Source organism: Thalassolituus marinus (assembly GCF_020320395.1).
GTDB lineage: Bacteria > Pseudomonadota > Gammaproteobacteria > Pseudomonadales > Oceanobacteraceae > Venatoribacter > Venatoribacter marinus.
Map to the genome: position 1 here is coordinate 38,118 of NZ_JAEDAH010000078.1, position 17,041 is coordinate 55,158.

At 53.7% G+C, this 17,041-nt stretch carries 14 protein-coding genes; 7 read left to right on the forward strand and 7 right to left on the reverse strand.

Annotated elements, in window-relative coordinates:
* The first annotated feature begins 7 nt into the window (after positions 1–7).
* The 3 genes from I9W95_RS12575 (at position 8) to I9W95_RS12585 (ending at position 2,435) form a co-directional block, all read left to right on the forward strand.
* Positions 8–1,105 carry a hypothetical protein gene (locus tag I9W95_RS12575; RefSeq protein ID WP_225675410.1) on the forward strand — a complete coding sequence of 366 codons (1,098 nt, stop codon included), beginning with the start codon at positions 8–10 and terminating at the stop codon, positions 1,103–1,105.
* Entirely contained in the window at positions 1,098–1,319 is a 222-nt protein-coding gene (locus I9W95_RS12580; protein WP_225675412.1) for a DUF2835 domain-containing protein, read from the forward strand. Before I9W95_RS12575 ends, I9W95_RS12580 begins: the two co-directional genes overlap by 8 nt.
* 87 nt (positions 1,320–1,406) lie before the next feature.
* A complete protein-coding gene (locus I9W95_RS12585; RefSeq protein ID WP_225675414.1) occupies positions 1,407–2,435 on the forward strand; it encodes a quinone-dependent dihydroorotate dehydrogenase in 1,029 nt (342 codons plus the stop codon).
* Between the two features lie 84 nt (positions 2,436–2,519).
* Here the strand turns inward: I9W95_RS12585 and rmf are convergent, their stop codons facing one another.
* A complete protein-coding gene (rmf, locus tag I9W95_RS12590) occupies positions 2,520–2,714 on the reverse strand; it encodes a ribosome modulation factor (RefSeq protein WP_225675416.1) in 195 nt (64 codons plus the stop codon).
* Between the two features lie 169 nt (positions 2,715–2,883).
* Between rmf and rlmKL the strand changes: the two genes are divergently transcribed.
* On the forward strand, positions 2,884–5,031 hold the full coding sequence (gene rlmKL, locus I9W95_RS12595; RefSeq protein ID WP_225675418.1) for a bifunctional 23S rRNA (guanine(2069)-N(7))-methyltransferase RlmK/23S rRNA (guanine(2445)-N(2))-methyltransferase RlmL: 2,148 nt from the start codon (positions 2,884–2,886) through the stop codon (positions 5,029–5,031).
* A gap of 274 nt (positions 5,032–5,305) precedes the next feature.
* Positions 5,306–6,484, forward strand: coding sequence for an ammonium transporter (locus I9W95_RS12600; RefSeq protein ID WP_225675461.1), 1,179 nt, complete (start codon positions 5,306–5,308; stop codon positions 6,482–6,484).
* 52 nt (positions 6,485–6,536) lie between these two features.
* Here the strand turns inward: I9W95_RS12600 and I9W95_RS12605 are convergent, their stop codons facing one another.
* The 4 genes from I9W95_RS12605 to I9W95_RS12620 form a co-directional block, all read right to left on the reverse strand.
* Positions 6,537–9,605, reverse strand: coding sequence for an efflux RND transporter permease subunit (locus I9W95_RS12605; RefSeq protein WP_225675421.1), 3,069 nt, complete (start codon positions 9,603–9,605; stop codon positions 6,537–6,539).
* A 2-nt stretch (positions 9,606–9,607) separates the two neighbouring features.
* Complete coding sequence (locus I9W95_RS12610; protein ID WP_225675423.1) at positions 9,608–10,717, reverse strand: efflux RND transporter periplasmic adaptor subunit; 1,110 nt, start codon at positions 10,715–10,717, stop codon at positions 9,608–9,610.
* Between the two features lie 167 nt (positions 10,718–10,884).
* Complete coding sequence (gene cobB / locus I9W95_RS12615) at positions 10,885–11,586, reverse strand: Sir2 family NAD+-dependent deacetylase (protein ID WP_225675425.1); 702 nt, start codon at positions 11,584–11,586, stop codon at positions 10,885–10,887.
* Positions 11,583–12,740 carry a patatin-like phospholipase family protein gene (locus tag I9W95_RS12620; RefSeq protein ID WP_225675427.1) on the reverse strand — a complete coding sequence of 386 codons (1,158 nt, stop codon included), beginning with the start codon at positions 12,738–12,740 and terminating at the stop codon, positions 11,583–11,585. The genes cobB and I9W95_RS12620 overlap by 4 nt, the downstream gene beginning before the upstream one ends.
* Positions 12,741–12,930: 190 nt before the next feature.
* On the opposite strand from I9W95_RS12620, the gene I9W95_RS12625 reads away from it, so the two are divergent.
* Positions 12,931–13,569 (forward strand): riboflavin synthase subunit alpha, encoded by a 639-nt coding sequence (locus I9W95_RS12625; RefSeq protein ID WP_225675430.1) that lies wholly within the window; start codon positions 12,931–12,933, stop codon positions 13,567–13,569.
* A 17-nt stretch (positions 13,570–13,586) separates the two neighbouring features.
* On the opposite strand, the gene I9W95_RS12630 is transcribed toward I9W95_RS12625, so the two are convergent.
* A complete protein-coding gene (locus I9W95_RS12630) occupies positions 13,587–13,826 on the reverse strand; it encodes a glutaredoxin family protein (RefSeq protein ID WP_263866204.1) in 240 nt (79 codons plus the stop codon).
* A gap of 25 nt (positions 13,827–13,851) precedes the next feature.
* Between I9W95_RS12630 and I9W95_RS12635 the strand changes: the two genes are divergently transcribed.
* A complete protein-coding gene (locus tag I9W95_RS12635) occupies positions 13,852–14,616 on the forward strand; it encodes a sulfite exporter TauE/SafE family protein (RefSeq protein WP_225675434.1) in 765 nt (254 codons plus the stop codon).
* On the opposite strand, the gene I9W95_RS12640 is transcribed toward I9W95_RS12635, so the two are convergent.
* Positions 14,570–17,035, reverse strand: a complete 2,466-nt coding sequence (locus I9W95_RS12640) for a hybrid sensor histidine kinase/response regulator (RefSeq protein WP_225675435.1) — start codon at positions 17,033–17,035, stop codon at positions 14,570–14,572. The genes I9W95_RS12635 and I9W95_RS12640 overlap by 47 nt on opposite strands.
* Positions 17,036–17,041 lie beyond the last annotated feature (6 nt).

Consider the following 17,041-nt stretch of genomic DNA (forward strand, 5'->3'; position numbering starts at 1 on the left):
TGGCTTTATGATGGCGGCAGTTTTTGCGACTGTTGCCATCATGCGAATTTTTCTCTTTCTGCTTACACTGTCTCTGGCTGTCGAGGCCGCCGAAGTGGACCAGTTTACCCGTGTCGGGCCAGAACTGGCGGATGCCTTGCCGCAGCTTAACCGCGCAGTTAATCAGGCCCTTGCTGAGTCGGTTGCGCGCGCCAATCAGCCGTTACCGCAAGCGCCCAAACGTCGTCATCGTTTTCCCCGCCAATCTGCCGGCTGTCAGACATCGCGTTTGTACAGCGCGATGAGCTGGAATCTTGCGCGTCCTGTCATTGGCCAGATAGAAAGCTTCGCCGAAAAAGCAGCGGATATTGAACGGCGAACAATTCCCCTGAATCAGTCGGTTTACCGGGACTTTCTGTGGCCACAGTCGCCATCGCTGGTACTGAGCGAACGCATGGCCGCGGTTATCCGGGTAGGCAATACCGAGATTGGTACCGACAAACTGGGTCATTTTTTTACCGAGGGCTTCAGTTACTTTAACGCGACCGATTATTTGCGCAGTGGCCCGGAACAGGGGCTGCTGTTCGGTGAATGGTCGGAGTCAGTGTATTTTGGTGCCCAGACTACGGGGGTCTATTCCTTTGCCGATCTGGTCGCCAACTTTAACGGCCTGCGCTTCTGGAATCGCGTTCTGGCAAGACAGCCGGATCCGCTCACAGGCCTTGAAGTGCAACCTTATGTTGAGTGTAACCATGGTCAGTGGGTTCTGAGTCGTAGCTTCAGCTGGCTGGATTATGTTGATGCGGCCTGGGACGAGAGCCGTAATTGCTCTCTGTTCCGGACTCTCGATCTGTTATCCCGTGTCATGTCTCACGCACCCGAATGTCGCGCTGATGAGTTGCCACTGGCCCGCTATGGAGATTACGGCCTGCGATTGCTGAACACCTCGGGGCCTGCTGTGCTTCCTGAGCACCTGCAACCGGAAGTGATTCTGGCACAGCGCCAGCCAGTCATTGAATGGCGTTTGTCGGCTGAGATGATTGAACACCTGCGCTCGTTACGTGAGAAGCTCGAGCAGTGGCGAACAACGCAGGCCCAACAACTGCTGGACGATCAGTATGAGTGAACGAATCATTTTCGACCTGCATATCAGTGCTGAAGAATACCTGCGCTACTACAGTGGTAGTGCTAAAACCGTAGTGACCCGTGCACTTGATGGGCGGGTGGTCCGTTTCCCTGCGAACGTCCTGCAGAAAGTCGTGACTCACGACGGCATTCGCGGGCGCTTCGTCATCGAGTTTTCGGCGGATGGTCGTTTTCAGGGCATTGTCCGACTGTAAACCTGGCTTTTTTTGCTCCGGGTCGTCTACAGACGCTCGCCACTGACATATAATGCCGCCCGATTTGAATTCTGTTAGGGGTTGGTTATGGATTGGTACAGTCTGAGTCGTGCACTGATGTTCCGTCTGGAAGGTGAAACTTCCCATGAACTGGGGCTGGATATGCTCGGCGCGGCCGAACGTGTCGGGCTGCTGAAGTACATGGCACCTCAGGTCGCTGGTCTGCCAACCACTGTCGCTGGTATTGAGTTTCCGAATCCTGTTGGTCTGGCGGCTGGTCTGGATAAAAACGGCGACTATATCGATGCGTTTGCGCGCCTCGGCTTTGGTTTTATCGAAATTGGTACCGTGACGCCACGTCCTCAGCCGGGTAACCCTAAACCGCGTTTGTTCCGTCTGCCTGAGCGCCGCGCGATCATCAATCGTATGGGCTTCAACAACAAAGGTGTCGATCATCTGGTCGAACGTGTGAAAGCGGCCCGTTACGATGGTGTGCTGGGTATTAATATCGGCAAGAACTTTGATACTCCGGTTGAGAATGCCACCTCGGACTACCTGCTGTGTCTGGACAAGGTGTACGAGCACGCCACCTATGTCACTGTGAATATCTCGTCTCCGAATACCCCGGGATTACGTACTCTGCAGTTTGGCGACTCTCTGCGAGAACTGCTGGACCCGATCCGCGAGCGTCAGCTGCAACTGGCGGAAACTCATGGCTACAAGCCAGTGTTTGTGAAGATCGCTCCGGATATGGAAGAAGATGAAGTTGCACTGGTCGCCGAAACGCTGGTCAACAGCGGCATCGACGGTGTGATTGCAACCAACACTACCTTATCCCGTGAAGGTGTTCAGGGCGTTCGTTTCGGTAACGAAGCGGGTGGACTGAGCGGTGCGCCGCTGGAAGACCTGGCAACTGAAACTGTGTCTGCTCTGGTGCGCGCACTGGATGGCAAGCTGCCGGTGATTGGCGTGGGCGGTATCCTTGATGGGCAGGGGGCTGCGGAGAAAGTTCGTGCCGGTGCGCAGCTGGTGCAGGTATACAGCGGTTTTATCTACCGTGGGCCTGCTCTGGTCGGTGAAGCGGTGGATGCCATTGCGGCATTGCGCTCCGAGTAAATAAAAAAGCCCTGTCCGCAGACAGGGCTTTGCTTCCCTTGAGAGGAAGCTTCGGAGAGGCGGACATGGTCCGCAAGACGAAAACTACATTACCAGTTTATGAATACCAGAAACGCCGGTAAGCGCGTCCCAGTTATCGGCCCGCCCGGAGCGCCATCCAGCCATCCAGGCATCCCGCTGAGTGCCTGGTGGTGCAAGATCTTTGGAGCGGCGTTCAACGCCAGCACGGTAACCACGTGAAAAAGCTCTTTCCTGCATATCGCGTTTCTGTTTTTTCATAGAAAGCGTCCTCGCTTATTTGATTGGCAGAGCGGTCAGGTGCTTCACTAATATTCACTGACCACGAACAGTTCTACCAAAGCACGGCGGTGAGTGTTAATTATTTATTACTTATAAGTGTCAGGTTTCTTACATCCAGACGCTATTTGACGAATCGGGTTTTATCGACATGCAAAATGAGACGTCCGCGCAGACCATAAGCTGGCTGGCCGCTTGTCCCAAGGGTATTGAGCCTCTGTTGGCCGAGGAAATCAGGGAGTTAGGCGGTGAAGTTGAACGGGAAACGCACCTTGGCGTCTACTGGAAAGGCTCGCTTGAGGCTGCCTATCGCTTCTGTTTATGGAGTCGGCTGGCGTCACGCCTGCTGTATCCGCTACAGGATAGTCAGGTAGACAATGTCGACGATCTCTACAAAGCGGCGTATTCGGTCGATTGGCCTGCGGTCTTTTCACTGAAGTCGACCTTCCGTATCGATTTCAATGGTCGCTCGGATTTCGTCAACAATACCCAGTTCGGTGCTCAGAAAGTAAAGGATGCCATTGTCGATCGGTTCCGTGACGATATCGGTGCCCGTCCGTCTGTCAGTAAAGATGCTGCGGTCAGGGTGGAAGCCCAGCTGCGAAAAGGTCGCCTGTTACTGTATTTCAACGTCAGTGGCGACAGTCTGCACCGTCGTGGCTATCGCCTGCAGCCAGGTAAAGCACCACTGAAAGAGAATCTGGCAGCCGCTATCCTCATTCGTGCTGGCTGGCCGGCACTGGCGAAAGAAGGTAAGCATCTGGTCGACCCAATGTGTGGCTCAGGCACCTTACTGATGGAAGCCGGCATGATGGCGGCTGATATAGCACCGGGTCTGAATCGCCAGCAATGGGGCTTTCAGGGCTGGTCACTGCATGACAACGCTTTGTGGCAGCGTGAAGTGGATGAGGCGCGTAAACGCCGTACTGCTGGCCTGGCCGCGATGACTAACCGTCTGTATGGCTTTGATATTGATGCTGAGCAGCTCAACTCAGCTTCGAACAACCTGTCACGTTCGGCACTGGCCGGTCGTGTTCATCTGGAACGTCGTTCAATTGAACAGCTGCGCGTAAACAATGAAGTGATTGAGCAGGGCGGCCTGGTGGTGTGTAACCCTCCCTATGGTGAGCGTCTGAGCGAGCTGCCGCAGCTGGCACCGCTGTATCAGCAGTTTCACGATGCCACCATGAAGTTGCCTGAGTGGAAACTCGCAGTGTTCACTGGCAATACCGATCTGGCCAAAAGTATCCGTCGTCCGTTGTTCAAGCAGTACAACTTTATGAACGGTCGGATTCAGACGCGCCTGCTGGTGTTTGGAGCGGCCGATGAGCGTTCTGCTCAACCGCAGCAGAGTATGATCCGTGGACCGGTTGAAGCCTTTGCCAACCGGGTGACCAAGAATCTCAAGCAGCTGCGTAAGTGGGCAAAACGTGAGGACGTGCACTGCTACCGTCTGTACGATGCCGATATTCCTGAGTACGCCGTGGCAGTCGACCTCTACGAGGACTGGCTGCACGTGCAGGAGTACGTGCCGCCGAAGTCTGTCGATGAAGCAAAGGCCGAGCGTCGCCTGTTGGATGTGCTCGCAGCTTTGCCTGAAGTTACAGGTGTGCCTTCGCAGAAAATTGTGCTGAAGCGTCGTGAGCGTCAGAGCGGTAAGCGCCAGTACGAGAAACAGAATACCGACCAGCATTACTTTGCCGTGCGTGAAGGTCAGATCAAGGTGCTGGTGAATCTGAAAGATTATCTGGATACCGGGCTGTTCCTCGATCACCGTCCGACTCGCCTGAGTATTGCACAGCAGGCCCAGGGCAAGCGCTTCCTCAACCTGTTCTGTTACACCGCGACGGCCAGTGTGCATGCGGCGGCGGCTGGAGCAACCTGTACCAGTGTCGATATGTCCCGTACTTACCTCAACTGGGGGCGCGATAACTTCCGCCTGAATGATATTGAACCTGAGCAGCATCGCTTTGTGCAGGCAGACTGCATGCAGTGGCTGAAAGACTGCAACGAACAGTTTGATCTGATCTTCATGGATCCACCGACCTTCTCCAATTCGAAGCGCATGGAAGGGGTGCTGGATATTCAGCGCGATCATATTCAACTGATCAGTGACGCGATGCGCTGTCTGGCTCCGGGAGGACTACTGATCTTCTCGAACAACCTGCGTCGCTTTGAAATGGATGAAAATGCACTAAAAGAGTTCATCATTCATGATGTGAGCGCAAAATCAGTGCCTTTTGATTACTCCCGTCGATCAAATATTCACCACTGCTATCATATTCGTCGTCCTGACTAATAATTTCTGCACAGCTCTGGGGCCCTTTGGCACCGGGGTTGTGCAGTGCTTATCCCTTTCTGTATGGTTTCTCATGCCAAAGATGACAAAATTGGTATGAAATCTGCTAATACTGTCGCCTTACAGGTATCTGCTCAGAACAAAGTGGGCAATCAGGATGCAGGTGCACCGTGGCGGGGCGATTCCCACCGGTGTGAGTTTCGGACAGTTAAAAGAACAGATAGTGAGGGTCAGCGTGGAAACGATTGATGTAAACAGCGCAGTAGAAACCTTAATGCAAAGCGCCAATACGCTTTTCATCCTGCTAGGCGCCATTATGGTGCTGGCGATGCATGCGGGGTTCGCATTTCTTGAGGTGGGTACCGTCCGCCATAAGAACCAGGTAAACGCTCTGGTTAAAATCATCACCGATTTTGGTGTTTCTACACTGGCGTACTTCTTTATCGGCTATCAGATTGCCTACGGCGTAGGTTTTATGTCGGGTGCAGACCAGCTGATTCAGAACAACGGCTATGACCTTGTTAAGTTTTTCTTCCTGCTGACTTTTGCTGCCGCAATTCCTGCCATTGTGTCGGGTGGTATTGCTGAGCGTGCTCGCTTTTATCCGATTCTGCTGGCTTCGGCGCTGACTGTTGCCTTCGTTTACCCGTTCTTTGAAGGCATTATCTGGAACGGCAATTACGGCTTCCAAAGCTGGTTGGAAGCAACATTTGGTGCAGGCTTCCATGACTTCGCTGGTTCTGTAGTAGTACACGGTGTCGGTGGCTGGATCGCGTTTGCCGCTGTGGTTCTGCTGGGTTCACGTAAAGGTCGTTACCGTGATGGCCGTGTGGTGGCCTTTGCGCCATCCAATATCCCGTTTCTGGCACTGGGTTCCTGGGTTCTGATCGTTGGCTGGTTCGGCTTTAACGTGATGTCTGCACAGACTCTTGATGGAATCTCTGGTCTGGTTGCGGTGAACAGTCTGATGGCAATGGTCGGTGGTATCGTCGTGGCGATGCTGGTAGGTAAGAACGACCCTGGCTTTATTCATAACGGTCCGCTGGCAGGTCTGGTTGCGGTCTGTGCCGGTTCCGACATCATGCATCCGGTTGGCTCGCTGTTCGTCGGTGGTGTCGCCGGTGCTCTGTTCGTGCTGGTGTTCACTATGGCACAGAACAAGTTCCCTAAGTTTGATGACGTACTGGGCGTATGGCCGCTGCACGGCCTGTGCGGTGCGTGGGGTGGTATTGCTGCGGGTATTTTCGGCACAGAAGCGATGGGCGGCCTGGGAGGCGTATCCTTTATGGCGCAGCTGGTAGGTACCATTGCTGGTATCGCGGTGGCGGTAATCGGCGGCTTTATTGTCTATGGTCTGGTGAAATCTGTTTCCGGTATCCGTCTGGACGAGGAAGAAGAATTCAATGGTGCAGACTTGTCGATTCACAAAATCGGCTCGACCAGCGAAGACTGAGTTAAGTTATTCGTTAATAAAAAGCCCGGGATACCCCGGGCTTTTTTTTGCTTCAGGCTTGTGGCTTGTCGATTCGGTGGGTCATGGCATACAGAACGGGCACAACCCCCAGAGTCAGTATGGTGGCAAAGCCCAGGCCACAACTGATGACCACTGCCATAGCACTGAAGAACGGATCAAACAGCAGCGGCAGCATGCCGAGGATGGTGGTCAGTGCCGCCATAGTGACAGGGCGCAGGCGACTGACTGAAGCGTGATAAACCGCAAAGTAGGGTTCACGACCTTCACTCAGCTCCAGACGAATCTGATCGACCAGCACGATACCATTTTTGATGATCATGCCGGTCAGGCTGAGGAATCCCAGCAGGGCCATAAAGCCGAATTCAGCTCCCAGAACCAGCATGCCAGAGGAAACGCCAATAATCGCCAGGGGTACGCAGGCCCAGATAACCAGTGAGCTGCGTAGTTCGTTAAACAGCAGAACGGTGATGATAAACATCAGTAAATAACCCAGTGGCAACGATGCAAACACGCTGGCCTGCGCATCCCGCGATGACTCATATTCACCACCCCAGCTCAGCTCATAGCCCGGTGGCAGGGGAATGGCCTCAATCTGTGGGCGGATACGCTGGAACAGGTCGTCAGCGGTAATATCTGAGTTCAGATCCGGATCTGCGTATACCTTGATGGTACGTTTTCTGTCCCGGCGAGCGATCAGTGCGTCTTCGAAGACAATATCGAAGCGCTCTACAATCTGACCGATCGGAATATAGCGGCTGAACACCGGCGACCATACCTGCAGGTCATTGAGACCGTCGATACTCAGGCGCTCAAGGGCTGGTGGACGCATGATGATTGGCTTCAGCGTTGTTCCCTCACGGTACAGGCCTATGCCCTTACCAGAGAAGCTCAGTTGCAGCAGATCATCCAGATCCTGTTTGGAAATACCGGCGCGGCGGGCGTTGTCTTCATTGAATACCGGCCGAACGACTTTTACCCGTTCACGCCAGTCGTGACGAACATTGGCGGCATCAGCATCGGCGTTGAGGATTTTCATTGCCTGTACGGCCAGCTGGCGCAGCACATCCTGATCGGGACCAGCAAAGCGCGCTTCAATTTTAGCGGCGGTTCCCGGCCCGATCTGCAGGCGTTTGAATTTGACGAAAGCATCTGACAACTCTTCGTCAGTCCAGCGCATGCCCTGATCGATCAGGGCCGGAATCTGTTCACGGCTTGCTGCCCGTACCATCACCTGAGCGTAGGCGGCATACTGTCGTTCCGGGGCATAGGTCAGCATAAAGCGCTGTTCCCCCTGACCGACGGTGGACGCGGTAAATTCAACCCCGGGTTGTTCGCGGAAGTAGCGCTCCAGTGCCGTCGCCCGTGCCTGAGTTGCACGAATGTCAGAGCCTTCCGGCAACCAGATATCGACCAGGAACATCGGAGTGTTGGAGGGTGGGAAAAAGCTCTGTTTTACAAAACCGAATCCCACCACTGCCAGCACCAGTGCCACTAACATTGCGGCCATGGTGGCTTTGCGGTGAGCAAGCAGTTTGCTCAGCACTTGTCCGTAGACGACGTAGATGAAGCCTTTGTATGGATCGCTGTCTTCTTCGCTGTCGCTGCTGGTTTCATCACTGAACAGCAGGTGACAGAGGAAGGGAGTCAGACTGAGTGCAGTGATCCAGCTGAACAGCAGAGAAATCAGCAGCACATAAAACAACGAACCGACGAATTCACCGGTGGAATCCGGAGACAGACCAATCGGTGCAAATGCCGTCACAGCAATGACCGTGGCGCCCAGTAATGGCCACTGGGTCTGTTGCACAATGTCGTAGGCAGCCTGCAGACGAGTCTGTCCGCGCTTGATTCCGACCATGATGCCTTCGGTGATCACCAGAGCGTTATCAACCAGCATACCGAGCGCAATGATCAGAGCGCCCAGCGAGATACGATGCAGTTCAATGTCCATTACCTTCATGGCAATGAAGGTACCGAGAATCGTCAGCATCAGAATGGCACCGATGATCAGACCTGCGCGCATTCCCATAAACACCAGTAAAACCAGCACCACAATAACGACAGATGCGAGCAGATTGACGACAAAGCCGGTAGAGGAAGCATCGACTTCTGCTGGCTGGTCGTACAGAGTGTGCAGGTCAATACCCAGAGGCCGGTTACGGTCGAGTTCTGACAGCTTGCTGCGCAGGTGTTCGCCGACTTCCACCACGTTCACACCAGAGTTGAACGAAATGCCGAGGCGCAGTGACGGCAGGCCGCTGAAGTTGGTCAGGTGGGCAGGAACTTCGGCAATACCTGACGAGATAGTGGCGATGTCGCGCAGGTAAATCAGCTTGTCTGAGCCGGTTTGACTGACCAGCAGGTCGCCCAGCTCCTGTACGCTGTTGAATTCACCGGTTGGGCTGAAACGAATATATTCATCGCCAATACGGATCTTGCCGGCGCTCTGCACGGTATTCTGAGTTTCCAGTAACTGATACAGGCGAGAGACCGGAATGCCGAGGTTGGTCATGCGTTCACGGGAGATATCAATAAACACCTGTTCCTGCTGGTCGCCGGTGATGTTCACCTTGGCAATACCATCCAGTGTCGAAAGCTCACGCTTGAGGTATTCCGCATAGTCGTTGAGATCTTCATAGCCGAAATCAGGCCCGGTTAACGCCAGCAGTACACCGTAAACATCACCGAAATCGTCCATCACGATGGGTTTATCGGCGCCTGGTGGCAGGCTCGACTGCTTATCATTGACCTTGCGGCGCAGCTCATCCCAGATCTGCGGCAGCTGATGACTCTTGTAAGTTGGCTTAATCATCAGATGAATCTGTGAAAAGCCGGCCTTGGAGACAGAATCGACGTACTTGATGTAGGGCAGAGCCTGAATGGCGCTTTCCAGAGGTGCGGTGACTTCCTCCTCCACCTGAAGTGCACTGGCACCCGGGTAGTAGGTAAAGACCATGGCTTCCTTAATGGTGAACTGCGGGTCTTCAAGGCGCCCCAGTCCAACATAGCTGATGCTGCCACCCACCAGAAGGATGAGTAACAGCATCCAGCTGGTGGTGGTGTGGCGGATAAAATAGGTCGCTGCGTTTTGCTTCTGCATTATCACAGCCCCCGTTCTTTAACCCACGGGCGCACGCGCATCCCCTCGCTTGCCTGATGAACGCCAGCAGCAAGAATAGCCTCTCCGGGTTGCAGGCCACTGAGCACCTGCAGCCCCTGTGCTGAGATCTGACCCACCTGAATCGTGCGAGGCGCGAGAGTCATGTCGGCGGACACGATCCAGACCTGCGCTTCGCCGGTGCCAGCTGGTTGCTCGCTGTTCTGCAATGCCGCGCTGACCGGGATATAAATAACCGGTGCCTGCTGGCTCAGAATCTGATTCATATCGACAAATACACTGGCACTCATGCCTGGCAGGACGTTCAGTGTGCTTGGTCGTGGCATGGTCAGGGTTACGGTGAAACTGCCGGTGGCAGAATCGGCCTGCGCCGTATGCTCTTTATAGCGCGTCGGAAACTGCTTACCCGGCAAGGCTTCGAATTCAACCAGTGGCTGGTAGTCGACCTTGTCGTTGCGGGCGATATTGGCCATGACGTTTTCCGGTAGCTGTAAACGAATTTCCAGCTGATCCTGTGCCTGCATGACCAGTACGGTATTACCGGCGGCTACTGGTTGATGGTTGTCGACAAAGACTTCTGCAACCACACCCGAGAAAGGTGCTTTCAGATTGGTGTATGACAAATCGGTACGCGCACTGTTGAAGGCGGCACGACTGATATCCAGTTCAGCTTTGCTCTGGTCGTACTGGGCTTTGGATACCTGACCCTGGCTGAACAGATCATCGATGCGCTGAAACTGAGAGTCAGCCAGCTCGTAGCGCGCTTTGCGATCATCCAGGCGCAGCTGGTAGTCCGAGGGATCCAGTCTGGCTAGCAATTGTCCCTGCTTTACAACCTGGCCTTCTTTAACCGGCACTGCCATCAGCTCACCGCTGATACGAAATGCAAGGGGAGCGCGATCTGCCGCCTGAACCTGTGCAGGGAAGCGTCGTACCTGAGCATCGGAAGGCGGTGCAATCGTGAACAGACGTGCAGGCCGGGCCTCGGCGTCAGATACGTCTGGTGCCTCCTGAGAACAGCCCTGTATAAAAGATACAAGGAGTACAGTCAGAGCAGTGAGCTGAATGCGCCCGGTGAATATTGATGTCGCCATGATTAATCCCATTTTCTGAACAAAGTTGCAGGCCATTGGCATAAAGGCTAGCAGCTATGTCGGATTCTAGGCGAACTAACGGCAGGGCGGAACGGGACTCTGAGGCTTTATTGTCCTGCATGCAGGACACTGAGTCGGAACTCATTAGCTTGCAGGGAGGACTGAGCTCACTGGCCCGGAAGTGAATTCAGAAAGCGTGCGACTTCGGTAGTGGCAGCACCATAGCGTCGTTCAGCAAACAGGTCCTCGGTTTGCGACGGTTCCAGGTTGATTTCAACCGTATGTGCTCCGCATTGACGGGCAACCTCAACAAAGCCTGCAGCCGGGTAAACGTGGCCAGAAGTACCAATGCTTATAAACAGGTCACATTGCTCCAGAGCCTGATAAATTTCGTCCATGTAAAAGGGCATTTCGCCGAACCAGACAATATGCGGGCGCAGCGCTGTACGACCACAGGCTGGACATTCTGTACTGGCCTCTATGTCCGTGGCGTAGCGGTGGACGCTGTTGCACAGCAGGCAGCGAACTTTTTTAAGCTCACCGTGCATGTGCAGTAAGTTCTGGCTGCCAGCCCTTTCATGCAGGTCGTCTACGTTCTGCGTCACCAGCAGAAACCGGCCATTAAAGGTTTGTTCAAATTCCGCCAGTGCAATGTGGGCGGAGTTCGGGCTTACCTCGCTGAGTTGCTGGCGGCGGGCATTATAAAAGCGCTGCACCAGTTCCGGATTGCGTACAAACGCTTCAGGCGTGGCAACTTCTTCGATGCGATGGTTTTCCCATAAGCCATCGGCGTCACGAAACGTTTTCAAGCCGGATTCAGCAGAAATACCTGCACCGGTTAATACCACGATGTTGCGATATGAAGTCACTCGGTATGTCCTTCAAAATGGTCAGCAAAGAATGCTTTGATTTCATCACTTCTCCGCATCGCATCGTTGTAGCCAAGATCAATCAGCGCCTTGCAGAATCCATGTGAGAAAAGCAGATAACTGAGCACGCCGGAACCATTGTGGCTGGCATTGCCGCTGCCACCCAGTGCCAGTTTAAGCGCACGAGGAATCTCATGCGCATGCTGACCCGCAATGTCATCAATGGACTGACTTGGATTAATCTCCAGTAGTTCAATGTGCTTCAGTTCCATACCTTCTTTTTTACGCACAGCTTCAGGGATTTTACTCACTGTGCGATTAATTCGTCGCAGGCGTTCAACATCCGTTTCCATACTGTCGAGGAATGCGGCATTCAGCATGTGTCCCATTACTTTTGCGGGAGAAGGGTACGACTTACTGGGCTGGCGTTCCTTGCGCTCGTGCGCGTAGCCACTGACGCCGATGACCATGATTTTTTCTGCGCCGAGGTGTAAGGCCGGGCTTAGTGGGGCCAGCTGACGTACCGCGCCATCGGCAAAAAACTCGCGGTGAATTTTTACTGCCGGAAATATCATCGGAATGGCGGAGGACGCCATCAGATGGTCCAGCGTGATACGGCTGCGTAAACCAACCCGGCGTTGACGCTGCCAGTTGTTGATACTGTAGTGACCCTGAAAAAAGCTCACTGATTCACCGCTTTCAAGGCCCGAGCAGTTAACCGCTATGGCATGCAGTGCGCCGTTGTCGATGGCGCTCTGAATATTGTCGAACTTAATAACTTCCCGCAGCAGATTGCGCAGAGGCAGGTTGTCCAGCAGGGACACCGGATCGTTCTTATAACGGCGGCCAATAACCAGACTGCGTACCAGGCGGCTGAGACTGCCGGATACCCCCCAGAAGTCGGTGCGATAGATCTGGTCGCAACTGAAATGCATCCAGATGCGTTCAAGATGACGGATGCCGATACGGTAATTTTCGGCATAACTGGCCAATGCGACACCGTTAATGGCTCCGGCAGATGTACCGGAAATGACGTCAAACGGGTTGTAATGTCCTTTGGGGAGAATTTTATGAATGGCTTTCAGCACACCCACCTGATAGGCCGCTCGAGCGCCGCCACCGGAGAGAATGAGGCCAGTTTTTTTTATGTCCAACTGAAAATCCTGTATTCAGTGTATTGGCGATAAGATGGCTCTGAATGGCGCACTGTTTCTGCTTATGCCGAGCCTGTCGGCCATTGCTTCGCAGGCGGCCAAACCACAGTAATCAGACCCACGATATTCAGAGACTCTTTCAGCGTCAGTATAGTGCATAATACGCTTTTCTGATTTGTTGGGAGTGACCATGTTCACCGGTATTGTCCAGACCAAATTACCTGTCGCTGCATTGGAGTCCCGTGGAGATTTTGCCACGTTGCGTTTTGATTTTCCGGAAAGACTGTTATCCGGTTTACAGAACGGCGCTTCGGTAGCCATTAACGGAACCTGCCTGACGGTGCGTGAAATTGATGGTCAGCGAGTCAGCTTTGATGCCATCGAGCAGACCCTGAAGGTAACAAATCTCGGGCAATTACAGGCAGGATATGTGGTCAATATTGAGCGTGCTGCACGCTTTGGCGACGACATCGGCGGTCACGTTTTGTCTGGTCACATCATGGATCAGGTCAGTGTGCTCGATGTGATTGATACGGCGAACAATCGTGTGGTGTGGATGGAGCGTCCTGCGCATCTGGCGCCTTTCCTGCTGGACAAAGGTTTTGTTGCTCTGAATGGTTGCAGTCTGACCATTGCCGAAGTAGAAGGTGAGCGCTTCAGCGTGCATCTGATTCCGGAAACCCGTGACGTCACCACCTTTGGCGAGGTGAAGGCGGGTGATCGCATCAATCTGGAAGTCGACAGCCAGACTCAGGCGGTAGTGGAGACTGTGCGCCGTCTGCTGGCTGATCCTGCAACTGCTGCACAACTGGTGGCAGCACTGAAGTAGGAACGCGGAAGCGTTCCTCAGCGACTTTGCAGATAGCGGATAATATCCGCTGACTCGTACATCCAGGTTTCTTTACCGTTTTCTTCGATCAGCAGGCACGGCACTGTGGTACGGCCAGTGGCTTTGTACTGCTGTTCACTGAAACTACGGTTCTGCATAACGTTGCGCTTTTCAACGTCGACAGTGACTTTAGGCAGAGCTGCCAGTACTCGCTGACAGAAAGGGCAGGCATCGTAGTAGTACAGAGCGTATTTCATAAACATCCCCTGATGAGTTTTCCTGATGGATTATACAGAACAACTGATACTTTTCCTGATCGCTGTTGTTGCTAACTGGTTTTCGGCTCTGGCGGGAGGCGGTGCCGGACTGATTCAGTTACCGGTTCTGATCTTTATGGGCCTGCCGTTTCCACTGGCACTGGCAACGCATAAGATTGCCACGGTGGCGCTTGGACTGGGTGCGACCATGCGCCATCTGCGTGAGAAGCATCTGGAGCGCTGGCTACTGAGTTTAATTGTGCTGGCGGGCGTTCCGGGTGTTATCACCGGAGCTCTGTTTATTCTCGATGTCGACGCACGTAAAGCCGAAGTTGCACTGGGCTTGCTGACACTCGGGCTGTCGCTGTATTCCTGGTTCAAGCCACAACTGGGACTGGTGAATACAGCTCGCAATCGCTCGACACAGGGCATTATGGTTGGTGCACTGGTGCTGTTGCTGATTGGCTTTGCCAATGGCGCGCTGTCGGCCGGCAGTGGCTTATTTGTTACTTTGTGGCTGGTGTACTGGTTTGGTCTGGATTACAAAACCGCAGTGGCGCAAACGCTGGTCGCCGTTGGCCTCGGCTGGAACGGTGCTGGTGCGCTGACCATGGGGACTGTCGCTGAAGTGCAGTGGGACTGGATACCGGCGCTGATTGCCGGCTCTCTGATTGGTGGTTATCTGGGCGCAAACACCTCGGTACAGTCGGGTAACCTGACGATTAAGCGGCTGTACGAAGTGATTACACTGATTGTTGGCCTGAAGCTCCTGTGGGGGCCTGGCCTCTGAGTTTTTCTTCCGGCATCCACTTCACCACCATGGTGCGGATTTTTTCCATCGCGACTGGTTTGCTGAGATAGTCATTCATACCAGCATCGAGGCAACGCTGCTCGTCGCCAGACATGGCATTGGCGGTCACGGCAATAACCGGACAATCTTTTTCTGCGATGCTGGCACTACGGATACGACGGGTAGCTTCGAAACCATCCATCACCGGCATCTGACAATCCATAAAGATCATGTCGTAGTGGTACTGGCGTGGGCCGTTGAGGATCTCCAGCGCCTTTTCGCCGTTGTCAGCGACGTCGACCTGCAACTGCAGTTTGTTGAGCATGGAACTGAGCACACGCTGGTTAACGGTGTTGTCCTCAACAATCAGCGCACGTCCGCGGATATGTTCAATCGGGGTGATATGAACCGTCTCTGGTCGATCGCGTACCAGTCGAACCTCGCTGTTGCCCAGTGGCTGCACCGGTAACCTGAGATTGATCGTGCTGCCCTGATGTTTGGTACTGTCGATTGTGATCTGACCTTCCATCACATGGCAGACAGCACGAACCAGCGACAGGCCGATGCCAAGTCCCTGATACTGGCGTTGCATCGAACTGTCTGCCTGACCGAAATATTCCTGTACGCGCTCCAGCTCAGTGGCGGTCATACCGATACCGGTATCGGTAATGGATATCTCCAGGCAGGGACGTTCATTGAGGCGGTTAAGCCCGACACTTACGCTGACTTTGCCATGCTCGGTAAACTTAATCGCGTTCTCAAGCAATGCCTTAACGGCGTGGCGGATGCACTTAATATCGGCACGGATATGGTTGGGTAAACCCGGTAACAGTTTCAGCTCGAACTCGAGATTTTTGGCATCGCAGCGTTGGCGAACAAAATCTACTGTGGTGCGAATCATCGGCGACAGTTCGGTGGTTTCCGGCGATAGAATGCGGTTACCAGCCTGCAGCTCGGTGTAGGTCAGAACGTTGTCGACCAGCTCCAGCATGTCACTGGCGCTTGAGCGTGCGTCCTGCAGTGATGACAGCAATTGGTTACCACGTTCTTCGCGAGCCAGTTCCAGCGACCCGAGAATGCCGTTTAATGGTGTGCGGAATTCATGGCTGATGGTGGCCAGAAAATCATTCTTTAAGCGGTTGGATTCGGCCAGACGCTCTGCGCGTTCTTCCAGCTCTTTTTTTACCAGCGATTCGGCATGTAATTTGGCACGCTGCAGAATCTTGATACGGTCAGCCAGTGCGAACGACAGCAGAACGATCTCGATTCCGCTGCCAATTTTACTGGCATGGGTGGTCCACAGGTTATTAGGCAGGTGTCCCAGCATCATGCTGATAGTGATCATGCCGCCAACGATCAGGGCTACCCACGCTGCCAGGAAAAAACGTGCCTCCCGTTGTCCTTTCATCAGCATGGCTGCCGATGCATAAAACACGGTGACGAGGAATATCACGACGACAAACTTGCCGGTGCTCATCACGGTGGCGATGTCGAATACAACTGAACTGACGCAAATAAGGGCAGACAGGACGAGGCACAACTTTAACGAAAAGTCTGCGTAGCGATGGTGGATTCTGGTTTGCAGGAAACCGCGGGTAAAGGTCGTGCCAAATACACCAACAAGGCCAATGGTCAGTGGCACAGCAATCTGTTCAAACCACGGCGAACCGGCCCAGATAAACTGATAGCCGAGGCCGCTGGTGGCAAGCTGCAACCCGGCAAAGGCCGCGATGTAGCCAATGTAATGCAGGTAATCGTTGTCGCGGATGCTGGTCCACAAAAAGAAATTGTAGAGAAACATTACCAGCATCATGCCGTAATACAGACCGAGTCCGTACTGCTCGGTACTGCGTTGCTCGATAAAGTGGTTGGCTTCCCAGAAATTCAAAGGCACCTGCATTGAGCTGGTGGTATGAACATTAATGTACATCAGCTGCTTTGACTGCTGATCAAAATCCATCGGGATGACGAAGTTACGGTGGGTAAATGACCGCTCATGAAATGCTTTCAGGTCGCCCAGCTCGTAACTGGCCAGCAGCTCTTCATCCTGCGACAGGATAAATATATTGATCACATCCAGTAGTGGGTAATTAATTTCCATCAGCCAGTGATGCTTGCTGCTGGCTGAGCCATCAATTTCCATTTTCAGCCAGTAGCTGGATGAGGTGAACCCCTCGTTAAACACGGATTTGGGATAAGGACTGAACTGGATGTTTTCGCTCAGGATGTAGGGCAGAGACCACTGTCCAAGCGGGTCTTCAACATACAGCAGCTTGCCGTCACTGCTGTTGTGGGTAATCTGGTCGCTGAGGGTGACGACCCCGACGGTTGGTCCTGCGAGGGCGCGAGAGGGCAGGCACACAACGAAAAGTGCCAGCCCAAGCATAACGATAAATGCCGCCAAGTCCCTTTGTTTCATAGGTAT

What these genes read in the sequence shown, in the direction of transcription:
- I9W95_RS12575 (WP_225675410.1), top strand. Translation starts at nt 8, where the DNA reads ATGATGGCGGCAGTTTTTGCGACTGTTGCCATCATGCGAATTTTTCTC.
- I9W95_RS12580 (WP_225675412.1), top strand. Translation starts at nt 1,098, where the DNA reads ATGAGTGAACGAATCATTTTCGACCTGCATATCAGTGCTGAAGAATAC.
- I9W95_RS12585 (WP_225675414.1), top strand. Translation starts at nt 1,407, where the DNA reads ATGGATTGGTACAGTCTGAGTCGTGCACTGATGTTCCGTCTGGAAGGT.
- rmf (WP_225675416.1), bottom strand. Translation starts at nt 2,714, where the DNA reads ATGAAAAAACAGAAACGCGATATGCAGGAAAGAGCTTTTTCACGTGGT.
- rlmKL (WP_225675418.1), top strand. Translation starts at nt 2,884, where the DNA reads ATGCAAAATGAGACGTCCGCGCAGACCATAAGCTGGCTGGCCGCTTGT.
- I9W95_RS12600 (WP_225675461.1), top strand. Translation starts at nt 5,306, where the DNA reads ATGCAAAGCGCCAATACGCTTTTCATCCTGCTAGGCGCCATTATGGTG.
- I9W95_RS12605 (WP_225675421.1), bottom strand. Translation starts at nt 9,605, where the DNA reads ATGCAGAAGCAAAACGCAGCGACCTATTTTATCCGCCACACCACCACC.
- I9W95_RS12610 (WP_225675423.1), bottom strand. Translation starts at nt 10,717, where the DNA reads ATGGCGACATCAATATTCACCGGGCGCATTCAGCTCACTGCTCTGACT.
- I9W95_RS12625 (WP_225675430.1), top strand. Translation starts at nt 12,931, where the DNA reads ATGTTCACCGGTATTGTCCAGACCAAATTACCTGTCGCTGCATTGGAG.
- I9W95_RS12630 (WP_263866204.1), bottom strand. Translation starts at nt 13,826, where the DNA reads ATGAAATACGCTCTGTACTACTACGATGCCTGCCCTTTCTGTCAGCGA.
- I9W95_RS12635 (WP_225675434.1), top strand. Translation starts at nt 13,852, where the DNA reads ATGGATTATACAGAACAACTGATACTTTTCCTGATCGCTGTTGTTGCT.
- I9W95_RS12640 (WP_225675435.1), bottom strand. Translation starts at nt 17,035, where the DNA reads ATGAAACAAAGGGACTTGGCGGCATTTATCGTTATGCTTGGGCTGGCA.